The organism is Micromonospora sp. KC207, assembly GCF_004348615.1.
In the GTDB taxonomy this organism is placed as follows: domain Bacteria; phylum Actinomycetota; class Actinomycetes; order Mycobacteriales; family Micromonosporaceae; genus Micromonospora.
Window position 1 is genome coordinate 1 of sequence record NZ_SMKJ01000088.1, and the last position, 22125, is coordinate 22125.

Sequence of the window (22125 nt, forward strand, 5' to 3'; positions counted from 1 at the left end):
GGGCAGAATGCCCGGATGAACGAGCTCGCGATCACCGTCATCGGCCGGGACCGGCCCGGCATCGTGGCCGACGTCGCCGAGGTGCTCGCCCGGCTCGGCGCGAACCTCACCGACTCCACCATGACCCGGCTGCGGGGTCACTTCGCGATGACCCTGATCTGCGTGGGCCCGGCCGCCGCTGACGTCGAGGCGGCGCTCGCCCCGCTCGCCGCCGACGGCCAACTCCTGGCCACCGTACGGGCGGTCACCCCCGACGGCGAGACGGCGCCGATCGGCGAGCCGTACGTGCTGGCGGTGCACGGCGCGGACCGGATGGGCATCGTCGCGGCGATGACCCGGGTGCTGGCTGACGCGGGCGGCAACGTCACCGACCTGAGCACCCGGCTGACCGGATCCCTCTACGTGGTGGTCGCGGAGGTCGATCTGCCGGCGGGCAGCTCCAGCGAGGTGGCCGGCCGGTTGGCGCGTACGGCTGCGGAGCTGGGTGTGGGGGTCAGCCTCCGCCCGGCGGACACGGACCTGCTGTGACAACGGAGTACGTCGGCCTCGCCGGCTGGACGCCGGAGTCGCTGCCGGTGCCGGGCGAGGTGCGTCCGGTGGTCTCCGCGCCCGACCCGGTGCTCAGTCGGCCGGGGCCGGAGGTGGACCCGACGTCGGACGAGGTGGCCCGCCTCGCCGCCGACCTGATCGCCACGATGCGGGTCTCGCCGGGCTGCGTGGGCCTCGCCGCGCCCCAGGTCGGCGTGAGCGCCCAGGTGTTCGCGGTGGACGTCACCGGCCACCCGAAGGCGGTCACCGTGCACGGCACGTTCGTGCTGTGCAACGCCCGGGTCGTGGAGGGGAGCCGCTGGAAGAGCGGTCGCGAGGGCTGCATGTCGGTGCCCGACCTCACCGGTGACGTCAAGCGGGCGAGCCGCCTGATCGTGGAGGGTGTGCTCCCGGGCAGCGGCGCGCCCGTACGGCTGGTCACCGATGGGTTCGAGGCGCGCGCGTTGCAGCACGAGATCGACCACTGTCTCGGCCTGCTCTTCCTGGACCGGGTGGCCGGCGCGCATGCGATCTACCAGCGCAAGGTGTACCAGTGATCCGCCCGGGGCCCGTCCGCCGGCAGGACACCGCCGTGGGCGGGGCCACGGCTGTCGCGAGTGGAGGGTCGTCGCGGTGAGCCGAGGGCCCTCCGGCGCGTCGCGCCCGACGACGGTGCGTCGCGCCGCTACGGTGGGGGCATCATGCGTCTGACGGTCGGCCCCCTGCCACCCGCCGTGTACTGGCGGCGTCGCGCCGTCGTACTGGGAGCGGGGCTTCTCTTCCTGATTGTCCTGCTCTACTCCTGCAACGGCGCGGGCAACACCGGCACCACGCCGCAGTCGAAGTCGACGCCGACGCCGACGCCGACTGCAACGCCCGGTGCCGGCGACCCCTCGGCGGTGCCGGCACCGAGCGGCTCGCTGCTGTCCCCGCAGACCGGCCTGCCGCCGGGCGGGCCGGACGGTTCCGAGGGTGACTCGGGGAACGAGGGCGGGTCGGGCGGCCCGCCCGGGGGCGATGCCCCGGCCGGTCCTGGCGGGGACGCCGGAACGTGCACCGACGCGGAGATCTCGGTGACGCCTGTGGTGCTGCCGACGTCGGCGCCGCAGGGCACCGTGGTCCGTCTCCAGTTGAAGATCAAGAACAGGTCGGACCGCACCTGCAGCCGCGACGTGGGTGCGGACTTCCAGGAGCTGTTCGTGAAGTCGGGCGCGGAGAAGGTCTGGTCCTCCGACACCTGCGGCAACGTCAAGGGCTCGGACGTGCAGTCGTTCACGCCCGGCTTCGAGCGGTCGTACCAGGTGGACTGGAACGGGCGGGACACCAGCCGCTGCAAGGACGGGCTTGCCAACGGCCAGTTCCCGCCGGCCGGGGCGTACCAGGTCTTCGGGCGGCTCGACACCAAGCTCAGCGAGCCGGTGAAGCTCAGCATCACCGGCTGAACCGCCCCGCCGGCTCCGGCACCCGGGTCGGGTGTCGCCGCAGACCCGCGAGTGTCAGACGTAGCGTTCCAGGATGGAGGCCTCGGCGAGCCGGGACAGGCCCTCCCGGACTCCCCGGGCGCGGGCGTCGCCGACGCCCTCGACGGCCTGCAGGTCCTCCACGGTGGCCCCGAGCAGCCGCTGGAGGCTGCCGAAGTGCAGCACCAGCCGGTCGACGATGGCCACCGGCAGCCGGGGGACCTTCGCCAACAGCCGGAAGCCGCGCGGGCTGACCGCCGCGTCCAGCGCGTCGGAGGCGGCCGGGTAGCCGATCGCCTTGGCCACCGCTACCAGGTCGATCAGCTCGGTGGCACCCAGCAGGTCCAGCTCGACCAGCGCCTCGTCCAGGGTGCGGGACTTGCGGCCGGCGGGCAGGTAGTCCCGGATGACCAGGGTGCGGTCGGCGTCGACACCGGCCATCAGCTCGTCGAGCTGGAGCGCCAGCAGGCGGCCGTCGGTGCCCAGCTCCACCACGTACCCGGCGATCTCGTCGGCGATCCGGCGGACCATCTCCAGCCGCTGCACCACCGCCACCGCGTCCCGGACCGTCACCAGGTCCTCGATCTCCAGGGCGGAGAGGGTGCCGGAAACCTCGTCGAGGCGCAGCTTGTAGCGCTCCAGGGTGGCCAGGGCCTGGTTGGCCCGGGACAGGATGGCCGCCGAGTCGTCCAGCACGTGCCGCTGGCCGTTCACGTAGAGGCTGATGATCCGCATCGACTGGCTGACGGAGATGACCGGATAGCCGGTCTGCCGGGCCACCCGCTCGGCGGTGCGGTGCCGGGTGCCGGACTCCTCGGTGGGAATCGACGGGTCCGGCATCAGGTGCACGGCCGCCCGGACGATCCGGGTGCCGTCGCTGGAGAGCACCACCGCGCCGTCCATCTTGCACAACTCCCGCACCCGGGTCGCGGAGAACTCCACGTCGAGCGGAAAACCGCCGGTGCACAGCCCCTCGACGACCTTGTCGTAACCGAGGACGATCAGCGCGCCCGTGCGGCCGCGCAGAATCCGCTCCAGGCCGTCACGCAGCGCGGTGCCGGGAGCCATGAGCGCGAGATTGGCCCGCAGCGGGTCGCCGCTCGCGCCGCCCACACTCCCGGTCACGCTGACGCTGATCGCACGGGCGGACGAGCCCACGACACCAGTGCGGGCGTGGGGTGTCGCGCCGGCAGTTCTGCTGGCATCGCGGTCGATCGGCACGCGCACAGTCTACGGACTGGCGTGCGGTGGGTGCTGTCGTGGTTACCGTGATGTGTCACGATGCCTTCCGTCGACCACGCCGCGTGGCCCGCCCCGCTTGTCCGGAATCGCACGCGCGGTCCGACCCGGCGGCCACCGTCGGTCACTCCGCCGATGCGCGGGCGGCACACTGGAGCGCCGAGCGCACGTCGGTGACCTCCATCACGCGCATGTTCTCCGGGCCCGCCCCGGCGCTCTCCGGGCCGCACCCGGGCGGCACGAGGGCCACCCGGAAACCGAGCCGGGCCGCCTCGGCCAGCCGGCGGGGCACCGCGCCGACCCGGCGCACCTCGCCGGTCAGCCCGACCTCGCCGATCGCCACCAGGTGCGGGTTGATGGCGAGGTTGAGACCGCCGGAGGCGACCGCGAGGGCGACCGCCAGGTCGGCGGCCGGCTCCACCACCCGGATGCCGCCGACCGTGGCCGCGAAGACCTCCCGGTCGTGCAGGGTCAGCCGCTCGGCGCGGCGCTGGAGCACCGCCAGCACCATCGCCAGCCGGGCCCCGTCGAGCCCCGACACCGTACGCCGGGGCGAGCCCGCCACGGTCGCCCCGATCAGCGCCTGGACCTCGGTGACCAGGGCCCGCCGCCCCTCCATCGCCACCGTGACGCAGGTGCCCGGCACCGGCTCCGAATAGCGGGTGAGGAACAGCCCGGACGGGTCGGCGAGGCTGCTGATGCCGCCCTCGTGCATCTCGAAGCAGCCGACCTCGTCGGCGGCGCCGAACCGGTTCTTCACGCCGCGCACCATCCGCAGCGACGAGTGCTTGTCGCCCTCGAAGTGCAGCACCACGTCGACCAGGTGCTCCAACACCCGGGGGCCAGCCACCTGGCCGTCCTTGGTGACGTGGCCGACCAGGACGGTGGCGACGCCCCGGTCCTTGGCCACGGCGACCAGGGCGGCGGTGACCGCCCGCACCTGGGTCACCCCGCCGGGCACCCCCTCGGTGCCGGGCGTGGAGATGGTCTGCACCGAGTCGAGCACGAGCAGCCCCGGCTTCACCGCGTCGAGGTGGCCGAGGACCGCGCCGAGGTCGCTCTCGGCGGCCAGCCAGAGCTGGTCGTGCAGGGCGTTCATCCGCTCGGCGCGCAGCCGCACCTGGCTGACCGACTCCTCCCCGCTGACCACCAGCGAAGGGCTGCCGGCGGTGGCCGCCCACTGCTGGGCGACGTCGAGCAGCAGCGTGGACTTGCCCACCCCCGGCTCGCCGGCGAGCAGCACGACCGCGCCGGGCACCAGGCCCCCGCCGAGCACCCGGTCCAGCTCACTCACGCCGGTGGGACGGGCCTTCGCCGGTGCGGCGCTGATGGTGGCGATCGGCCGCGCCGGCTCGGCCGGCATCCGGGAACTGACCACCCGGCCGGAGACGGTCGGGCCGGTCACCGTGCACTCGACCACCGAGCCCCATTCGCCGCACTCGGGGCAGCGCCCCACCCACTTGGGCGGCTGGTGGCCGCAGGCGTCGCACTCGTAGGCGGGGCGGGGCTCACGGGCGGCCCGACCGCGCGGGGCCGCCCGGGAGGGTGTCGATCGGGGCGTCGTCACACCGGCACGCTAGTCCCTCCATACGACGAAACACCGCCGGCGTGGTGGGTGCCACGCCGGCGGTGCCGTCGATCGTTCTCGGGGGCGGGTCAGCCGCCGTGGCCCGAGCCCTCGGTGCCGCCCTCCGCGCCGTGCGCGCCCTCGCGCTGCACGATCTGGGAGGGCCGCGGCAGCGGGGTCAGCGGGACGCCGACCGGGGCCGGGGTGCTGATGGTGCGGCCGCCGAAGTCGAAGTTCAGATCGACCTGCTGGCCGGCGAGCAGCGCCTGGTTCAAACCGACGAGCTGAAGGGACCGGCCGCCCTGCACGTTGAGCTGCACGTAGCCGAAGGCCGGGATCTCGAACCGCGCCGGCTCCCCAGCCGGGGGCGACGCGCTCGGCGAGGCCGACGGGCTGGCCGACCCGGACGGCGACGCGGAACCCGACGGCGATGGCGACTCCGAGGGGGACGGGCTGGCCGAGGCGGACGCGCCGCCGCTGATCACGATCTCCCGCGCGCTGTCCGTGGTGACGGTCACCGTCACCGGGTTCTGCGTGTCGTTGTAGAGCACCGCGCTGACGGCGGCGTTCGCGCCGGCCTCGTAGCCCCCGGCACCCGGGTACTCGACGTACAGCCCGCGCACCTTGTAGGCGTTGTCCGGAGTCTGGATGTTGACGCCCTGGACCGACGGCTCCTTGTTGGCGGTCTCGGCCACCTGGCCGGCGCCGCAACCGGTCGCCAGCAGGCCGGTCGCCGCCGCCACGCCGGACAGCAGCAGGGCCGCCCGCCGGGAACCCCTGATCGAGCGCGTCACGTCGGTCCTCCTCGTCACGATCCCCACCCGGCCGTCACCGGGCACGGTGGCCATACCCGCGCAGACCGGGTTCAGGGTAGTTGGGGCTGATCGGGACGCGCACGCCGACCCGGGCACCACCACCTCGCGGGGCGCTCAGACCACCCGACCGCCGGCCACCAGCAACACCACGTCGATCAGGGCCACCAGCAGCACCGCCCGGAACGCGGCCACCCCCCGGTCGCCCGGCCGGCGGGCGTTGCGGGCGGCGTACCAGGTCAGGGGCGGGACCACGGCGGCCGTCGCGACCGCCGACAGCCCGAACCACGACGGCGGCCCGGGCGGCCCGGCGACCAGAGTGACGGTCGCGGCGAGCAGCAGCCCGGCGGCGGCCAACCGGCTGCCGGTCGCGCCGAGGCGGTGCGGCAGCCCCCGGACCCCGGTCCGGGCGTCGTCGGCCAAATCGGGCAGCACGTTGGCGAAGTGCGCCCCGGCCCCCAGCAGGGCGGCGGCGGCCACCAGCCAGGCCGGCGGGGCGGGGGCGCCGGGCAGCGCGAGCACCACGAAGGCGGGCAGCGCGCCGAACGAGACCGCGTAGGGCAGCACGGAGAACGGCGTCGACTTCAGCGGCCGGTTGTAGGCCAGCGCGGAGAGCAGCGCGACGGTCGCCCAGGCCGCCGCGATCCGGTTGGTCGTCGCTGCCGCGATGAGCACCGTGGCCAGCGCTGCGGCCCGCGTCGCCAGACCCACGGCGCGCCGGCTGACCGCGCCCGCGGCGACCGGCTTGTCGGTACGCCCCACCGCCGCGTCCCGGTCGGCGTCCAGGTGGTCGTTGGACCAGCCGACGGCGAGTTGGCTGGCGAGCACCGTGAGCGCCACTGCGGCGACTCCGGACGGGCGGTGTCCCACCCCCAGGGCGAGCAGTCCCGCCACCACGGTGACCGCCGCGGCGGGCTCCGGATGACTCGCCCTGACCAGCTCTAACACCGTCGTCGACATAAGGGAAGTCTGGTCGTTACCGTCCAGTCGTGCCACGCTCGGTGGCATGCGTGACGGATCGTCCCCGGTGTCCGACCGCTCCCGCCTGCCGCCGAACGATCCCCGGCAGTACGACGACCTGGCCGACGAGTGGTGGCGTCCGGACGGGGTGTTCGCGATGCTGCACTGGCTCGCGCGCGCCCGGGCGGCACTGGTGCCGCCGGCCACCCGGCCCCACGCGCTCCTGGTCGACCTGGGTTGCGGCGCTGGCCTGCTCGCCCCGCACCTGGCCGGCAAGGGCTATCGGCACGTCGGCGTCGATCTCACCCGGTCCGCCCTGGACCAGGCCGCCGCGCACGGGGTTACCCCGGTCAACGGCGACGCCACGGCAGTGCCGCTGGCGGACGGCTGCGCAGACGTGGTGGCCGCCGGTGAGCTGCTGGAACACGTGCCGGACTGGCGGCGCGCCGTGGCGGAGGCCTGCCGGCTGCTCCGGCCGGGTGGCCTGCTCGTGCTGGACACGCTCAACGACACCGTGCTCAGCCGGCTGGTCGCGGTGGAGGTCGGCGAGCGGCTGCCGACCGTGCCCCGGGGCATCCACGATCCACGGTTGTTCGTAGACGACCGGGCGCTGGTCGCCGAGTGCGCCCGGCACGGTGTCGACCTGCGGGTGCGGGGTGTCCGGCCGGAGCTGCGCGGGACGCTGCGCTGGCTGGTCCGCCGGATCCGGGGTGCCGGCCCGCCGGCCGGGCGGGCCCCGCGGATCAGGCCGACCTGGTCGACGGCCGTGCTCTACCAGGGGCGCGGTGTCCGGCTCGGATAGCCGGGCCGCGCGGGGGTACAGGTGAGACCGGACCGGGACAGCTCCGCCTCTCGTTGGTGACGACGTGGGGTACGCGAACGAGAGGTGGGAACGTGGCCGTACCGGTGATCGCGGGTCTGGGCACGGCGCAGCCGCCGGGGGCGACGCAGGAAGAACTCTGGGCGGGCTTCTTCGCTGACCACTTCCCCGGCTCCACCCGGGCGCTGGCGCAACGGATCTTCGCCAGCTCGGGCGTGACCCGGCGGCATGCGGCGGTCAATCCGCTGCTGGAGGACGTCTCGGACTGGCCGACCGAGCGCAGGATGCGGCGCTACCAGGTCGAGGCGCTGCCGCTGGGCAAGGAGGCGGTCGGCCGGGCCCTCACCGCCGCCGGCCTGGACGCCGGGGACGTCGGCATGTTCATCGTCTGCTCGTGCACCGGGTACGCCACCCCGGGGCTCGACATCCTGCTCGCCCGGGACCTGGGCATGGCCGCGCACACCCAGCGCATGGTCGTCGGCCACATGGGCTGCTACGCGGCCCTGCCGGGGCTCGGCGCGGCCGGCGACTTCGTCACCGCCCGGCAGCGCCCCGCGCTGCTGCTCTGCGCGGAGCTGACCAGCCTGCACATCCAGCCCGCCACGGCCCGGCTGGACACCCAGCAGATCGTCTCCCACGCCCTCTTCTCGGACGCCGCCGTCGCCGCCGTGGTCGTCCCCGGCGGGCGGGGGTACGCGCTGCGCGAGGTCACCTCGGTCACCGACACCTCCACGGCGGACCACATGACCTGGGACGTCACCGACACCGGCTTCCGGATGGGACTGTCCCCGAAGGTCCCCCAGGTGCTCTCCCGCCACGTCCGGGGGCTGGTCGACGACCTGCTGGCCCGGCACGGCGGCGCGCTGACCGAGGTGAGCGGCTGGGCGGTGCACCCGGGCGGCCCGCGCATCCTGGACGTGGTGGAACGCGAGCTGGCGCTGCCGCCGCAGGCGCTGGACGCGGCCCGGGCCACCCTGGACGCCCACGGCAACTGCTCCTCGGCGACCGTCCTGCTGATCCTGGACCGGCTGCTGCGGGCGCAACGACCGGCCGAGCGGATCCTGATGCTCGCTTTCGGCCCCGGCCTGACGCTCTACGCCGCCCTGCTCGACCACACCGACTGACTTCTCCCGCCGCGCGGCGCTGACCTGCTGATTCGATGGGTGAGCCGAGGGCGTCAGGAGCCGAGGCGGGTCAGGTCGGCGCGGTAGCCCTCGGCGGAGCGCAGCTCCGGCACCACCTGGACCAGCACTCCGGCGCGATCGACCAGCACGGCGGTGGCCGTGCCGGGGCGTGCCGGCAGGCGCAGGAAGGCGCGCAGGCCGCCGGCCGGGTCGGCGAGCGGGCGTATCGCCGCGGCGGGCGACGCCGGGGTGGAGCGGACCGTCCGGCCACCCTCGACGGTGACCACGGCCACGCCGGGCGGCACGAGCGCGGCGACCTCGGCCACCCGCTCGGGGCAGGGACAGGCGTCCACCAGGATGATCACGGCGGGCACCAGGCTCCGCAGCGAGACGGCCGAGTTCCCGGCGTCGACCAGGTCCAGCGCCGGCAGTGCCCGGCCGCTCAGGTCGGTCGCCGTCGGGTACGGCACGACGGTGGGACGGTCGCCGCCCCGGGGTGGCCGGGGCCAGGTGACGGCGAACAGGCCGGCGAGCGTGATCAGCAGCGCCACCAGCATGACGAGCAGCGGGAGGCGGAGCGGCGGCTGGCCGCCGGGGCGGGGCAGCAGGCCGAGGCGGCGCCGCCAGCGGGCCCCGTTGGCGCTGCGTCGCAGCTCGCGGCGGACCTGTGCGGCCTCCTCCGCCAGCGCGGACGGGTCGTCCGGCACGACGATGCGGCCCCACTCCGGTGGCAGGCCGGGAAGGCCGTCGGCGGAGCCTTGGCCGTCTGCGTCTGGCATGCCCGTCGGACCCCCTGGACCGTCTCGGTGAGCGGACAGCGGTTCGCCTCCAGCGTCCCGCACCGCCGGGTCCTCCCGCTACACCTGGGCGCGGCCGGCGCGACCGGGATACCATGGGAAGAGCGCATCGCCCGAGAAATCCACGCTCCGATCACTCATGTCGGGGTGTCATCCGCTAATCACGGAGCGTGTTCAGACCATCAGTTCGGCCTCCTGTCAAGCTGAAGAAAGACCTCTCACAGGGCCCCTGAGCTGCGCCAACGATCAGGACAGCGGTGAGACATCGGTGCCTGAGCGTGTTACCCTAGACACAGCGAAAGGGGTTTCGAACCTATGGTTTTCAGTGTCGGCGAGACCGTTGTTTACCCCCACCACGGGGCCGCACTCATCGAGGCAATCGAGACTCGGGTCATCAAGGGCGAGCCCAAGCAGTACCTCGTCCTGAGGGTCGCGCAGGGTGACCTGACGGTCCGGGTGCCCGCTGAGAACGCCGAGATCGTGGGCGTGCGCGAGGTGGTTGGCGAAGAGGGCCTCGGCAAGGTCTTCGACGTCCTCCGGGCTCCGCACACCGAGGAGCCGACCAACTGGTCGCGGCGTTACAAGGCGAATCTGGAGAAGCTGGCCTCCGGTAACCCGCTGAAGGTGGCCGAGGTCGTTCGCGACCTGTGGCGCCGGGAGCGGGAGCGGGGCCTGTCGGCGGGCGAGAAGCGCATGCTCGCCAAGGCGCGGGACATTCTCGTCGGCGAGGTCGCGCTGGCCGAGAAGAGCACCAAGGACGAGGCGGAGACGCTGCTCGACAAGGTGCTGACCGAGGCATAGGTCCCGCCCATCGTCGTTCCGATCCGCACCGCAGAGAAACCCGAGGACCGCGACGTGACCGCGCAGCTCAATCCGCGCGGTGACGTCGCGGTCCTCGTGCCTGCGGCCGGTGCCGGGGTACGCCTCGGCCCGGGCGCGCCCAAGGCCCTGCGCCTGCTCGCCGGCGAGCCGCTGCTCGTGCACGCCGTGCGCCGAATCGCCGCCGCCGGTTCCGTGCACACGATCGTGGTGGCCGCCCCGGCGGGCGAGGTCGGCGCGGTCCGTCAACTGCTCGCCCCGGTCGCCCCGGTGACGGTCGTCCCCGGCGGGGCGGAGCGCCAGGCCTCCGTGGCCGCCGCGCTGGCCGCCGTCCCCGCCGGCCCGGAGATCGTCCTGGTGCACGACGCGGCCCGCGCGCTGACCCCGCCCGGGCTGGTCGAGTCCGTCGCCGCCGCGGTCCGCGCCGGGCACGACGCGGTGATCCCCGTGCTCGCCGTCGTCGACACGATCAAGGAGGTCGGCCCCGGCGAGGTGGTCCTCGGCACGGTCGACCGGTCCGCCCTGCGCGCCGTGCAGACCCCGCAGGGCTTCCGCCGCGCGGTGCTGACCGCCGCCCACGCGGCGGCCGGCGACCCGCTCACCGACGACGCCGGCCTCGTCGAGAAGCAGGGCGTCCCGGTGGTCTGCGTGCCCGGCTCCGAGTACGCCCTCAAGGTCACCCGCCCGTTCGACCTCGCGCTGGCCGAGCACCTGCTGGCCGGCGGCGCGTGACGCGTACCCTCGGTCCATGATCGTTCCTCGGGTGGCCATCGGCACCGACGTGCACGCCTTCGAGGCGGGCCGGCCCTGCTGGCTGGCGGGCCTGCTCTGGCCCGGCCAGGACGGCCTGGCCGGGCACTCCGACGCCGACGTGGTCGCGCACGCCGCCTGCAACGCTCTGCTCTCCGCCGCCGGCCTCGGCGACCTCGGCTCGAACTTCGGCGTGGCCGAGCCCGAGTGGGCGGGCGCGCCGGGGGTGGCGCTGCTCGCCGAGACCGCCCGCCGGGTCCGGGCCGCCGGCTTCGAGATCGGCAACGTCTCCGTGCAGGTGGTCGGCAACCGGCCGAAGATCGGGCCGCGCCGGGCCGAGGCGGAGGCGGTGCTCTCCGAGGCGGTCGGCGCGCCGGTGGCCGTCTCCGCCGCCACCACCGACGGGCTCGGCTTCACCGGGCGCGGCGAGGGGCTCGCCGGTATCGCGGTGGCCCTGGTCCATCCGGCCCCGCCCGCGTAGGGTCGCCCGATGTCGAGCGACGCCACCGCCGAGGGATACCTCCAGCGCGCCCAGCTTCTGGCCGACCTCGGCCGGTACGAGGAGGCCGCCGGTGAGGTGGGCCTCGCCCTCGCCCTGGAGCCGGCGAACGCCGGCGCGTTGACCACCCTGGCCCGGGTGCACCTGGCCGCCGGGCGGCCCGTCGAGGCGCGCGCCGCGGCCGACGCCGCCCTGGCCGTCGCCCCGGACGCCGTCGCCCCGCTGGTCGCCCGGGGGTCCGCCCTGGTCGACCAGGGCGAGTACGCCGAGGCGGCCCGCACCGCCGAGCGGCTGCTCGCCGTCGGCCCCGCCGACGCGTACGCCCAGCGCAGCGCCGCCGCGATCCTGTCCGGCTCGCGCAACGGGCAGCCGGCCCTCAACGCCGCCTGGCGGGGCGTCGAGCTGGCCCCGGAGGAGTCCCAGGCACACCTGGTGCTCGCCCTGGTCGCCGCGCGGCTGCGGCTGTACGACCTGGCCGAGCGGGCGTACCAGGAGGCGCTGCGGCTCGACCCGGAGCTGGAGCGGGCCGACGACGAGCCGGGGATCGTCCGGCTGGAACGGCGGCGGTACGCGTCGGCGCTCGCGGAGCTGGCGGAGCTGGTGCCGGTCGCCCCGGCCGGCCCCGTGTCCCCGGTCGGGCCGGTGGAGCCCGACCCGCGCCGGGGCGTCGTCGACGACCTGCGCCGGCTGGTGCTGTACGGGGCGGGCTGGACGCTCGTGGGCGCCGTGCTGGTGGCGGTCGCGGCGGCCGGGGCGTCCGGCCCGTCGAGGTTCCTCGCGGTGCTGGTGGCGGTGAGCGGGGCGCTGCTGGGCTGGCTGTTCGCGGCGCGGGTGCCGGGGCTGACCCGTACCGTGCTGCCGGGGCTGCTGCGTTCCGACCGGTCCCTGGCGCTGGCCGGGTACGCGGTGGCCGCCGGCCCCCTGCTGTTGCTGGTCTACGCGCTGGTGGGGACGCCGTGGCCGCTGGTGGCGGCGATCGTGGTGGCCGCCCTGGCCGAGCTGGCGGTGTTCTCCCGTACGGTGCGCTGAGCCCCGCCCTAGCCGGCCGGAGCCTGCCGGGCCCAGGTCCAGGCGTACGCCGGGTCCTCGCACTCGTTGGCCGCGTCGCACAGGTCGAGGGGGCGGAACGTGTCCACCATGACGGCCAGCTCGTCGAAGAAGTCGACGCCGAGCGAGCGTTCCGCCGCGCCCGACTGCGGGCCGTGGGTGAAGCCGGACGGGTGCAGCGAGATGGAGCCCTGCGCGATGCCGGAGCCGCGCCGGGCCTCGTAGTTGCCGCCGGTGTAGAACAGCATCTCGTCGGAGTCGACGTTGTGGTGGTGGTACGGCACCGGGATGGCGTCGGGGTGGTAGTCCACCTTGCGGGGCACGAACGAGCAGATCACGAAGTTGGGGCCCTGGAACGTCTGGTGCACGGGCGGCGGCTGGTGAACGCGGCCGGTGATCGGCTCGAAGTCGTGGATGGAGAACGCCCACGGGTACAGGTGCCCGTCCCAGCCGACGACGTCGAACGGGTGCCGGGCGTAGACGTACCTGGTCCAACCGCGCCGGTGCCGGACCAGGACCTCGACGTCCGTGCCGTCGACGAGCAGCGGGGTGTCCGGCCCCCGGACGTCGCGCTCGCAGTACGGCGAGTGCTCCAGGAACTGGCCGCGCACCGACAGGTAGCGCTTGGGCGGGCCGACGTGCCCGGCGGCCTCGACGGCGAGCAGCCGGGCGGGCTCGTCGCCGGTCGGGACGAGGCGGTGGATGGTCGACGTCGGGATGATCACGTAGTCGCCGGCGACGGCGTCCAGCGCGCCGAACGGGGACTCCACCCGCAGGGCCCCGGACTCCAGGTAGAGGCAGTGGTCGCCGGTGGCGTCGCGGAACAGCGGGGACGGCCGGTCGGCCGACACGTACGCGATGCGCACGTCGTCGTTGGCGAGCAGGTACCGCCGGCCCAGGATCGGGTCGGCCCCGGTGCCGTCGAGCTGGTGGGTGCGCAGGTGGCGGGGCTTGAGCGGCAGGTTGGGCACCCGGGTGACGGCCGGCGGGTCGAACGCCTCGGCGGCGACGATCGCGGTGGGGGCGTGCCGGTGGTAGAGCAGGGACGAGTCGGAGGAGAAGCCCTCCTGGCCCATCAGTTCCTCCGTGTAGAGGGTGCCGTCGGGCTGGCGGAACTGGGTGTGCCGCTTCCGGGGCACCTCGCCGACGCTGCGGTAGTACGGCATGTCGCCTCCCGATTCGTCCCCGTTCACCGGCCATCGTCGGGCTCACGGCCATCGTCCCGTTCACCGGCCATGGCCGTCCGATAGTCGGACGCTGTTGTCCGTTTCTCGTAGCGTCCCGTAAGTTCTTGTCTCGTGTCAACGCGCGTGCCCCGCCTCCTCGCCGGCCTCGTCGACGACGCCGCCGTCTTCCCGCCCGGCAGCGCCACGCTGCCCGACGCGCTCGCCGCGCACCGCCGGCACCGCGACTCCTGGTACGCCGACATGGTCGGTGCGCTGCTCGTGCCCGCCTCGGCGGTCGTGGCCGGCGAGCTGGGTGGCCCCGCCGACCCCCACGGCGCGGGCCCCGCGAGCGGCCTCGTGCTCGGACTGATCGGCGATACCGGCGTTAGGGGGCTGCCCGCCGCGCTGGCAGCCCTGCCGGCCGGCGTCACCGCCCGCCAGGTCGAGGTGGCCGTCGCCAAGCGCGGCGAGGACCCGCAGCCCGGCCTGGCCGAACTGCTGAAGCTGGCCGGGCGGCGCGGCGACGTCGACGTCTACGCCGAACTGCCACTGACCTTCGGGCTGACGGCCGCGCTGGACACGGTCGCCGCTGCCCGCGCCGCCGGCGTCCCGGTCGCGGCGAAGTTCCGCACCGGCGGGCTGGCCGCCGAGCTGTTCCCGACCCCGGTCGAGCTGGCCGCCGTGATCTGCGCCTGCCGGGACCGGGAGCTGCCGTTCAAGCTGACCGCCGGGCTGCACCACGCCGTGCGCCACCGCGACCCGGAGACCGGCTTCACCCACCACGGTTTCGGCAACGTCCTCGCCGCGACGCTCGCCGCCGCCGACGGGGCCGAGGTGGACGAGGTGGCAGTCCTGCTCGCCGCCACCGACCCGGTGCCGCTGGTCGAGCGGGCCCGCGCCGCCCGCGCCGCCGCCCGGCCGCTGTGGGTGGGGTACGGCTCGTGCAGCGTGGCGGAACCACTGACCGATCTGATCCGGCTGGGCCTGGTGAACGGGGGACACGACGTGAACGGGGGACACGAGGCATGACCTGGGTGACGGGTGCCGAGGGTTCGGTGTACGGGGTGCGCAACCTGCCGTACGGGGTGTTCCGGTCCGGCGGGGGCGACCCGCGCGTCGGCGTACGGATCGGGGAGTTCGTGCTCGACCTGGCCGCCGCAGAGGCGGCCGGGCTGGTGCTGGCCGCCGGCGCGCTGGGCCGCCCCACGCTCAACGCGTTCCTGGCGCTGGGCCGGCCGCAGTGGACCGCCGTCCGGCAGCGGGTGACCGAGCTGCTCACCGACGACGCCCACCGGCCGGCCGTCGAGCCGCTGCTGGTGCCGTTGGCCGCAGTCGAGCTGCTGCTGCCGTTCGAGGTGGCGGACTACGTCGACTTCTACTCCTCCGAGCACCACGCGGGCAACGTCGGGCAGATATTCCGCCCCGGCCAGCCGCCGCTGCCGCCGAACTGGAAGCACCTGCCGATCGGCTACCACGGCCGGGCCGGCACGGTGGTCGTCTCCGGCACGCCGATCGTCCGCCCCACCGGGCAGCGGGCCACCCCGGACGGGCCGGTCTGCGGTCCGTCCGTACGCCTCGACATCGAGGCCGAGGTGGGCTTCGTCGTCGGCGTGCCCAGCGCGCTCGGCGAGCCGGTCGGGGTGGCCGGCTTCGCCGACCACGTCTTCGGGGTGGTGCTGGTCAACGACTGGTCCGCCCGGGACATCCAGGCCTGGGAGTACCAGCCGCTCGGCCCGTTCCTCGGCAAGTCCTTCGCCACCTCCGTGTCGGCCTGGGTGACGCCGCTGGACGCGCTCGCCGACGCGTTCGTGCCCGCGCCCGTGCAGGACCCGCCGGTGGCGGAGTACCTGCGCGACGTCTCGCACGTGGGGCTGGACCTGCGGCTGGCCGTGGAGTGGAACGGCGAGCGGGTCAGCGAGCCGCCGTTCGCCACCATGTACTGGACGCCCGCCCAGCAGCTTGCCCACCTCACCGTCAACGGCGCGTCCCTGCGCACCGGAGACCTGTACGCCTCCGGCACCGTCTCCGGCCCCCGGCGGGATCAGGTCGGTTCGATCCTGGAGCTGACCTGGGGCGGCGCGGAGCCGGTCACGGTCGGCGGGGCGACCCGGACCTTCCTGGCCGACGGCGACACGGTCACCGTCACCGCCACCGCGCCAGGCCCCGACGGCACCACCGTCGCCCTGGGCGAGGTCACCGGCACCATCCTCCCGGCCCGCTGACCACCCGGGCCGCTGACCCGCTGACCGCCCGGCGCGCCGCGCCGGTGCACCTCTCTTCGCGCCGGCGTCCTCCGCCCGGTGACGGCCACGAGCCCCGGTCGCACATCAGGTGCGACCGGGGCTCGGCGCATCTCCGTTGATCGAGCCGGGTTCCGCCGTGCGGCGGGGCCGGCCGGCGGCCCACGGGTGGTGCCGCCAGGCCGCCGTGGGACGTCCCGAACGGAGTGGAGGAAGTGAAAATGATCGATCTGTCGGGTGCCGTCTGGCGCACCAGCAGCCGCTCGAACGACCAGGGGCTGTGCGTCGAGGTGGCGGCCAACCTGGCGGGCACTGCCAACGTCGTCGCCGTACGCGACTCGAAGGACCAGGCCGGGCCGGTGCTGACCGTCAGCCCGCCGGGCTGGACCGCGTTCGTCGGCGCGATCCGGGGTGGACGGTTCGGGGCCTGACCGACCCCGGGGGTGCTCCCGACACCCCCGGATCGGCCACCAGCGGCGGAAGTTCCGCCGCTGGGGCCCCATCACAAGCTCACCCCCCGTACCGTGGAGGACACGGGAGGTGCCATGTCGACGGTCACGGTCACCGAGTTCATCGAGGCGTCCGCCGTCGACCTCTGGCGGCTCCTCGTCGACCTGCCGGTCCGCGCCGACTGGCTCCGCACGGTCGGCGGGGTCGAGCTGCTCACCCCCGGCCCCCTCGCCCCCGGCACCGCCTGGCGGGAGACCCGCACCCGGCCCGACGGGGGCGCCCAGGCCGAGGAGTTCGTCGTGGTGGAGTGCGTCCCGCCCCGGCGGCTGGTGCTCGACTCGCCGGGCATCGGCGTGTCCTACCGGACCACCTGGACCCTGCGTACCGTCCAGCGTCGTCGCCGGGCCTGCACCGCGGTCACGGTGCGGCAGGAGGCGGTCCCCACGGCACCGTTCGGCCGGGTCCTCGCCCTGCTCTTCGGCGGCCTGGCCGCCCGCACGGTCGAGGGCGCCTTCCGTCGCGACCTCGCCGACCTCTCCCGCGCCGCCCAGCCCCCGGCGTCCGCCGAGGCGGCCTGACCGGGCCGGTGGCGGTCTCCCTCGGTAGGGTGCCGGGCGGAGGTGCGGGATGGGATTGGCGAAGAGGCGGCGGGCCGTCGCGATGACTCTCGCGGCGCTGGTCGGCGTCGCTGCGGTCGCCGTCGTCGTCCACCGGGTGCTCGCGCCCGCCGAGGTGGAAACCCCCGCACGGGCCGCCTACCCGGCGGCGCTCACCCCGGCGATCGGCGTGGTGGGCCGGCTGCCGGCAGCTCCGCTGATCGTGGACGGCCGGCTCCGGGTCTACGCCGCCACCCGCCAGGTGTACGCCGACCAGCCCGCCGACGCCCGCAACCGGGTCACCCCGTACTGGTCTTACCGGCGCTGGCCGGCGGAGGTCAGCGGGGTGGTGGCGGACGGGACCACGGTGGTCAGCCACTGGTCGGACGGGAGGCTGGTGGCGCTGGACGCGCGGACCGGACGGGTGGCCTGGCGGGCCGACGGCCCCGCGCCCGCCGAGGGCTGGACCGCCCGCCGCACCGGCGCGGGGGCGGTGTGGGCCCCACCGGGGCTGTTCCTCGCCCGCGCCGCCGACGGCCGGCCCGTGCTGGTGGCCGCCGGCCCGGAGCGGGTCGGCGGCTTCGCGCTCGACGACGGCCGGCGGCTCTGGTCCGCCGACGTGGACGGTGGGTGCCGGGACGACGTGGCCACCACGTCGGCGGGGCAGCTCGTCGCCGTCGACCGGTGCGCCGGCCCGGCGGCCGTCGAGTTCCGTGACGTGGCCACCGGCACCCCGACCACCCGCCTGACGCCGACCGGGGCCACCGCCGACCTGACCGTCACCCCCCTCGGCTGCGTGAGCCCCCGGTCCCGGTGCCGGGGACTGCGGGCCGAGGGCTTCGCCGACGGGGCGGGACGCGGCTGGCTGGTCGGCACGGGCGATCCGGTCGCCGCCCCGGCCCTGGACCCGGCCGGTTCGGAGCTGGCCGGGGAGCGGGTGGTCGGGACCACCGGCGGGGTGGTGACGGCGCGGTCGGTGCGCACCGGCGAGGAGCTGTGGCGTCGTGCCGACCTCGGCACGGCCCGGATCCTGGCCGTCCAGCCCGGCCGGGTGCACCTGCTCACCGAGACCAACGACCTGATCACCCTGGACCCGATGACCGGCGCGCAGCGCTCCCGCTTTCCGCTGACCGTCGGCAACGACGGCATCGGCTACGCCACCGGCCTGGCGTACGCGGGCGGCGGCTACGTGGCGGTGGAGCGGCTGCGCGAGCCGGTCGCCCCGGACGCCGACGACCAGCGCTACTTCCTAATGTCCGAGCCGGTGCTGCTCACCGCCACGTGACCGGCCGCGTGAGCCATCTGACCGGCCGCATGGACGGCGGCCCGCCGCCGGCGTAGCCGGCGGATCAGCAGGGCGACGCCGGCGACCGCCACCGCCGCGACGGCGAGGACCCCGCCACGGAGCCACCGGTTCTGGGTGAGGCGGTCGAGCAGGGGGGTCCGCCGACCGGCCTGGCCGGGATCGGGGAAGGTGATCGTGCCGCTGGCGCTGCGTCTGACCTTGCCGCTCGCCAGCTCCAGGGCGATCCGCCACGGGCCGTTGGCCAGCTCCGCAGGGAAGATCACCCGCACCGTGCCAGCCTCGCCAGCGGCCAGCGTCGTGCCCTGGACGACGTCGAAGGGTCCGGCCCGGATCCCGCCCGGGCCGTCGGAGAGCGTGGCGCTGCCGCCCATGTCCAGGGCACGGCCGCCGGTGTTGCGGACCGTGACGTCGACCGAGGGCCGCCCCCCACCGTCCCGGGCCGGGACGACGTCGCCGATGGCGAAGTCGGACGGCGGCTCGCCACCCGGCCCCACGTCGAGGTAGACCCGTACGCCGACCCGGTGGACGATGTTGACGTTGGCCGAGGCGTTCCGTGCGGGGACCGTGGAGGCCCAGACGACCGCGTATCGCTCGCCCGCCGACGCCTCCCGGGGCACCCGGACGGTCGCGGTGAACCGGATGCTCTCCTGCGGGTCGAGGGTGACCGAGTCCTCGTCGAGGGTGATCCAGCCGCTCAGCTCGTTGGCCGTGCGGCCCTCGGCGAACCGGAACCGGCCGTCGGCGACGTCCGCGCCGGCGGCGAACAGGTCGAGGCGCCGGCGCTCGGCGGAGTGGTTGACGACGCTGATCTTCCGCTTGATCGTGCTGCCCGGGGGCAGGTGGTCGACGATGTAGCGCAACGCCCGTGGGTCGTCGTGCCGGGCCACCGGTGCCTCCAGCAACTGGATCCCGATCGCGCGGCTGTCCGGCTCCCCGGGCGGCGCGCCGGCCCGGGCGAGGGTGCCCGGGCCGGCGGCGCAGAGCAGCACCACGGCCGACCAGGCCGCGAGGCGGGTCAGCGGCTCAGGCGACCGAATGTGTCACCGTCCCCGTGTACGTGCCGGACTGGTTGACCGACGGCACGCTGACCTCGAGGGTCGGATTCCAGGAGGCCGAGTTGAGGCCGGTGCCGCCGGTGTGGGTGAACGCGGTGACCGGCGTGACGTTGTCCAGCGGCACGGCGGCGGCAGAGTTGATCTGCCCCGGGGTGAAGGTGCCGGTGCCGCTGGTGGCCGTCGCCGGCCCTGACCAGTAGTCGACGGCGGTGGCGGGGACGGTCTCGGTGGCGGTGGCGGTGCCGGTGGTGAAGTCGGTCGAGGTCACCGATGCCGTCCACGAGGCGTCGTCGCCCGTGGCCCTGGTGTCGGACACGGTCACGACTCCGAGTTGCCCGGTGATCGTGGTGCCCGGTGCCCCGGAGCCGAGGTCGGCAGTGGCCGGGGCGTCGATGTCGAGGGTTCCGGCGAGGACGTCGAAGGTGGCGGTGGTGTCGTCGGTCGGCGCGGCCAGCGCTGGTGACGCGACCAGGGCGGCGGTGGTGGCCGCGGCGGTTGCGGCCAGGATCGTGCGAGTACGCATGCTCTCATCCCTTGCTCGATGGTGCGGATCGTCGTGGCCGAGGGGCCCACGAGCCAGGAAGGACGTTAGCGACAAAAAGCCTTACACGGCATGAAAGGAGCAAAACCCCCTAAGGAAGGGTGATGCCCGTGTGGGTGGAGTCCCGCGAACCCTCATCGCCCACCGCGCGCCGAGGGCTACCTTTCCTTCATGTCCGGCCCGATCGGCCTCGTAGCCGTACCGCGAGTCGTGGGCGGCGTGCTAGCGGCGCTGCTGTTGTCCGCCCTCGCCGGTGCGGGCCAGCCGGCGGACAGCGCACCGCAAGCGCCGCCCCGGGCGGTGCTTGCCGCCGAAGCCCCGGCGCACCCGGCCCCCGAGCCGTCCGACGGCACCGTGGTCGGCTTCCAGGTGCTCCCGGGCTCGCCGCAGCCCACCGTGCCGCCGCCGACGGGAACCCCGACCGGCGGGCCGACTTCGCCACAGCCGAAACCGTCGCCCAGCCGGACCGGGCCGGCCCCGTCAGGTCAGCCCGCGCCCTCGGGGTCCGGCGGGCTGCCGACCACCGGCGGAGCCTGGGGACCGGCGTGGCCGCTGGCCGTCGGCACGGCCAGTGTGCTCCTGGGCCTGGCCCTGACCCTCGCCCGCCGACGCCGCCACCGGGAGGCATGATTTCCCCGCACCGACGCCCGGTGCCGACGGCCTCACGCCAGGGCGGACTCCGCGACGGCGAGGAACGCGTCGTTCTCGGCCGGGGTGCCAATGGTGACCCGGACCCCGTCGCCGGGGAACGGCCGGACGATCACGCCGCGCGCCTCGCAGGCCCGGCCGAACTCCACCGCCCGGTCGCCCAGCGGCAGCCACACGAAGTTCGCCTGGCTGGACGGCACGTCCGGGACGAGCTTGCGCAGCGCCTCGGTGACCCGGTCCCGCTCGGCGACGACCAGCGCGCAGCGCCGCCGCACCTCGTCGGCCTGGGCGAGCGCGGCGAGCGCGCCGGCCTGCGCGGCCATGTTGGTGGAGAACGGGGTGACCACCTTGCGCACGGCGGCGGCCACCTCCACGGCGGCGACGAGGAAGCCGATCCGCAGGCCGGCCAGCCCCCACGCCTTGGACAGGGTGCGCAGCACCACCACGTTCGGCCGGTCGAGGTAGGTCAGACCGTCCGGCACCTCGTCGTCGGTGACGAACTCCCGGTACGCCTCGTCGATGACCACCAGCACGTCCTCGCCGACGGCGTCGAGGAACCGGTCCAGCTCGGCCTTGCGGGTCGCCGTGCCGGTCGGGTTGTTCGGGTTGCAGACCAACACCATCCGGGTCTGGTCGGTCACCGCCGCGGCCATCGCCGCGAGGTTGTGCCCTGCGCCGGCGTCGTTGGGCACCCGCACGCTGGTCGCGCCGCTGGTCGCCGCGATGATCGGGTACGCCTCGAACGACCGCCACGAGTAGAGCAACTCGTCGCCGGGCAGGCAGGTGGCCCGCACCAGGTGCTCGGCCAGCGCCACCGACCCGCAGCCGGTGGCGATCCGGTCGGGGTGCACCCCGTGCCGCTCGGCGAGCGCCTGGCGGAGAGCGACCACGCCCATGTCCGGGTACCGGTGCGAGCCGGCGACGGCCTCGGCGACCGCCTCCACCACGCCGGGCAGCGGCCCGTACGGCACCTCGTTGCTGGCCAGCTTGATCGCCTCTGGCAGGCCCAGCTCGCGGGCCAGGTCGGCGGGGCTGCGGCCGGGCACGTAGTTGGGCAGCGCGTCGAGGTCGGCGCGGGTCAGCCGCAGCGGCGGCTCGTGACGTCCGGTCATGGGGTGTCTCCCGGGGGTTTGGCGGGGGCGTCGTGGCCGGCGGCGGTGCCGGCGGGGGTACGGGGAGGAAGCCGGACCACCACGGTCTGCGCGCGCTTGTCGTGCAGCGCCTGCCGAAGCGGGTGGTCGAACAACGGCGACACCGCGTCGACGAGCTGGAGCAGCAGGCCGAAGCCGCAGCAGTACCAGAGCAGGGTGGGCAGGCCCAGCGTGCTCCACCGACGCAGCGCCCGCCCGAAGCCGAGCGGCTGGTCGGCCTCGACCGGCACGGCGCGTACGCCCAGCAGCCGCTTGCCGAGGGTCTGCCCGTTGCCGGCCATCGCCGGCACCTCGTACGCGAGCCAGAGCGCGGTGGCGATCAGCAGGATGGCGACCTGGAGCCCGCCGGCCTGCTCGCCGGGCTGGGGCAGCCCACTGGTGGAGGTGTCGCCGGCCATGCTCCGGCGTAGCACCTCGCGGAAGTACGGGGTGACCTCCTCGACGTACCGGTAGACGAACCAGCCGTTGACGACCGCGTTGAGCAGGAACACCATGCCGAAGTCGATCAGCCGGGCGACCAGCCGGGCACCGAAGGAGGCCAGCGGCAGCC

The 22125-nt window shown here is 74.9% G+C and carries 25 protein-coding genes; 15 read left to right on the forward strand and 10 right to left on the reverse strand.

Annotated features, from left to right (window positions below):
• Window positions 1-15: 15 nt before the first annotated feature.
• The 3 genes from E1258_RS13685 to E1258_RS13695 all read left to right on the forward strand — a co-directional run bounded on the left by E1258_RS13685 (window position 16) and on the right by E1258_RS13695 (window position 1970).
• Window positions 16-528 carry a glycine cleavage system protein R gene (locus E1258_RS13685; RefSeq protein ID WP_132400395.1) on the forward strand — a complete coding sequence of 171 codons (513 nt, stop codon included), beginning with the start codon at window positions 16-18 and terminating at the stop codon, window positions 526-528.
• Window positions 525-1085 carry a peptide deformylase gene (locus tag E1258_RS13690; protein ID WP_132400398.1) on the forward strand — a complete coding sequence of 187 codons (561 nt, stop codon included), beginning with the start codon at window positions 525-527 and terminating at the stop codon, window positions 1083-1085. The genes E1258_RS13685 and E1258_RS13690 overlap by 4 nt, the downstream gene beginning before the upstream one ends.
• A 144-nt stretch (window positions 1086-1229) precedes the next feature.
• Window positions 1230-1970, forward strand: a complete 741-nt coding sequence (locus E1258_RS13695) for a hypothetical protein (protein WP_132400401.1) — start codon at window positions 1230-1232, stop codon at window positions 1968-1970.
• A gap of 54 nt (window positions 1971-2024) precedes the next feature.
• On the opposite strand, the gene disA is transcribed toward E1258_RS13695, so the two are convergent.
• From disA to E1258_RS13715, 4 genes are all read right to left on the reverse strand, one after another.
• The gene (gene disA / locus E1258_RS13700; RefSeq protein WP_132400404.1) at window positions 2025-3209 is read right to left on the reverse strand and encodes a DNA integrity scanning diadenylate cyclase DisA; all 1185 of its coding nucleotides are present in this window, start codon (window positions 3207-3209) and stop codon (window positions 2025-2027) included.
• A 142-nt stretch (window positions 3210-3351) separates the two neighbouring features.
• A complete protein-coding gene (radA, locus tag E1258_RS13705; protein WP_007073340.1) occupies window positions 3352-4794 on the reverse strand; it encodes a DNA repair protein RadA in 1443 nt (480 codons plus the stop codon).
• Between the two features lie 89 nt (window positions 4795-4883).
• Window positions 4884-5588 carry a hypothetical protein gene (locus E1258_RS13710; protein ID WP_132400407.1) on the reverse strand — a complete coding sequence of 235 codons (705 nt, stop codon included), beginning with the start codon at window positions 5586-5588 and terminating at the stop codon, window positions 4884-4886.
• A gap of 135 nt (window positions 5589-5723) precedes the next feature.
• Window positions 5724-6566, reverse strand: a complete 843-nt coding sequence (locus E1258_RS13715) for a UbiA family prenyltransferase (protein WP_132400410.1) — start codon at window positions 6564-6566, stop codon at window positions 5724-5726.
• Between the two features lie 46 nt (window positions 6567-6612).
• On the opposite strand from E1258_RS13715, the gene E1258_RS13720 reads away from it, so the two are divergent.
• Window positions 6613-7368, forward strand: a complete 756-nt coding sequence (locus tag E1258_RS13720; RefSeq protein ID WP_132400413.1) for a methyltransferase domain-containing protein — start codon at window positions 6613-6615, stop codon at window positions 7366-7368.
• Between the two features lie 92 nt (window positions 7369-7460).
• Window positions 7461-8510 (forward strand): type III polyketide synthase, encoded by a 1050-nt coding sequence (locus E1258_RS13725; protein WP_132400416.1) that lies wholly within the window; start codon window positions 7461-7463, stop codon window positions 8508-8510.
• A 53-nt stretch (window positions 8511-8563) separates the two neighbouring features.
• Here E1258_RS13725 and E1258_RS13730 read toward each other — a convergent pair whose 3' ends face one another.
• The gene (locus E1258_RS13730) at window positions 8564-9289 is read right to left on the reverse strand and encodes a hypothetical protein (RefSeq protein ID WP_132400419.1); all 726 of its coding nucleotides are present in this window, start codon (window positions 9287-9289) and stop codon (window positions 8564-8566) included.
• A 333-nt stretch (window positions 9290-9622) separates the two neighbouring features.
• Between E1258_RS13730 and E1258_RS13735 the strand changes: the two genes are divergently transcribed.
• From E1258_RS13735 to E1258_RS13750, 4 genes are read left to right on the forward strand one after another with little or no spacing between them, the layout of a single operon-like run.
• A complete protein-coding gene (locus E1258_RS13735) occupies window positions 9623-10108 on the forward strand; it encodes a CarD family transcriptional regulator (protein WP_007073334.1) in 486 nt (161 codons plus the stop codon).
• 54 nt (window positions 10109-10162) lie between these two features.
• Entirely contained in the window at window positions 10163-10858 is a 696-nt protein-coding gene (ispD, locus tag E1258_RS13740) for a 2-C-methyl-D-erythritol 4-phosphate cytidylyltransferase (protein WP_036373229.1), read from the forward strand.
• Between the two features lie 16 nt (window positions 10859-10874).
• Window positions 10875-11357: a 2-C-methyl-D-erythritol 2,4-cyclodiphosphate synthase gene (gene ispF, locus E1258_RS13745; protein ID WP_132400422.1), complete on the forward strand. Its 483-nt coding sequence runs from the start codon at window positions 10875-10877 to the stop codon at window positions 11355-11357.
• Between the two features lie 9 nt (window positions 11358-11366).
• A complete protein-coding gene (locus tag E1258_RS13750) occupies window positions 11367-12404 on the forward strand; it encodes a lipopolysaccharide assembly protein LapB (protein WP_132400425.1) in 1038 nt (345 codons plus the stop codon).
• Window positions 12405-12412: 8 nt separating this feature from the next.
• On the opposite strand, the gene E1258_RS13755 is transcribed toward E1258_RS13750, so the two are convergent.
• Window positions 12413-13588 carry a homogentisate 1,2-dioxygenase gene (locus E1258_RS13755; protein ID WP_132400428.1) on the reverse strand — a complete coding sequence of 392 codons (1176 nt, stop codon included), beginning with the start codon at window positions 13586-13588 and terminating at the stop codon, window positions 12413-12415.
• A gap of 132 nt (window positions 13589-13720) precedes the next feature.
• Here E1258_RS13755 and E1258_RS13760 point away from each other — a divergent pair, with 132 nt between their 5' ends.
• The 5 genes from E1258_RS13760 to E1258_RS13780 all read left to right on the forward strand — a co-directional run bounded on the left by E1258_RS13760 (window position 13721) and on the right by E1258_RS13780 (window position 18159).
• Window positions 13721-14617: a hypothetical protein gene (locus tag E1258_RS13760; RefSeq protein ID WP_132400431.1), complete on the forward strand. Its 897-nt coding sequence runs from the start codon at window positions 13721-13723 to the stop codon at window positions 14615-14617.
• Window positions 14614-15810, forward strand: coding sequence for a fumarylacetoacetase (gene fahA, locus E1258_RS13765; protein ID WP_132400434.1), 1197 nt, complete (start codon window positions 14614-14616; stop codon window positions 15808-15810). Before E1258_RS13760 ends, fahA begins: the two co-directional genes overlap by 4 nt.
• A gap of 239 nt (window positions 15811-16049) precedes the next feature.
• Window positions 16050-16259 carry a DUF397 domain-containing protein gene (locus E1258_RS13770; RefSeq protein WP_007073328.1) on the forward strand — a complete coding sequence of 70 codons (210 nt, stop codon included), beginning with the start codon at window positions 16050-16052 and terminating at the stop codon, window positions 16257-16259.
• A gap of 114 nt (window positions 16260-16373) precedes the next feature.
• Complete coding sequence (locus E1258_RS13775) at window positions 16374-16856, forward strand: SRPBCC family protein (RefSeq protein ID WP_132400437.1); 483 nt, start codon at window positions 16374-16376, stop codon at window positions 16854-16856.
• A gap of 49 nt (window positions 16857-16905) precedes the next feature.
• On the forward strand, window positions 16906-18159 hold the full coding sequence (locus tag E1258_RS13780) for a PQQ-binding-like beta-propeller repeat protein (RefSeq protein ID WP_132400440.1): 1254 nt from the start codon (window positions 16906-16908) through the stop codon (window positions 18157-18159).
• Here E1258_RS13780 and E1258_RS13785 read toward each other — a convergent pair.
• On the reverse strand, window positions 18117-19172 hold the full coding sequence (locus tag E1258_RS13785) for a hypothetical protein (protein ID WP_207919551.1): 1056 nt from the start codon (window positions 19170-19172) through the stop codon (window positions 18117-18119). The genes E1258_RS13780 and E1258_RS13785 overlap by 43 nt on opposite strands.
• Window positions 19173-19203: 31 nt before the next feature.
• The gene (locus tag E1258_RS13790) at window positions 19204-19758 is read right to left on the reverse strand and encodes a hypothetical protein (protein ID WP_132400443.1); all 555 of its coding nucleotides are present in this window, start codon (window positions 19756-19758) and stop codon (window positions 19204-19206) included.
• Between the two features lie 189 nt (window positions 19759-19947).
• On the opposite strand from E1258_RS13790, the gene E1258_RS13795 reads away from it, so the two are divergent.
• Window positions 19948-20406, forward strand: coding sequence for an LPXTG cell wall anchor domain-containing protein (locus E1258_RS13795; RefSeq protein ID WP_132400446.1), 459 nt, complete (start codon window positions 19948-19950; stop codon window positions 20404-20406).
• 32 nt (window positions 20407-20438) lie between these two features.
• Here E1258_RS13795 and hisC read toward each other — a convergent pair whose 3' ends face one another.
• On the reverse strand, window positions 20439-21536 hold the full coding sequence (gene hisC, locus E1258_RS13800; RefSeq protein WP_132400448.1) for a histidinol-phosphate transaminase: 1098 nt from the start codon (window positions 21534-21536) through the stop codon (window positions 20439-20441).
• The coding region (locus E1258_RS13805) for an RDD family protein (RefSeq protein WP_243715434.1) at window positions 21533-22125 on the reverse strand (593 nt) is incomplete at its 5' end. The genes E1258_RS13805 and hisC, both read right to left, overlap by 4 nt.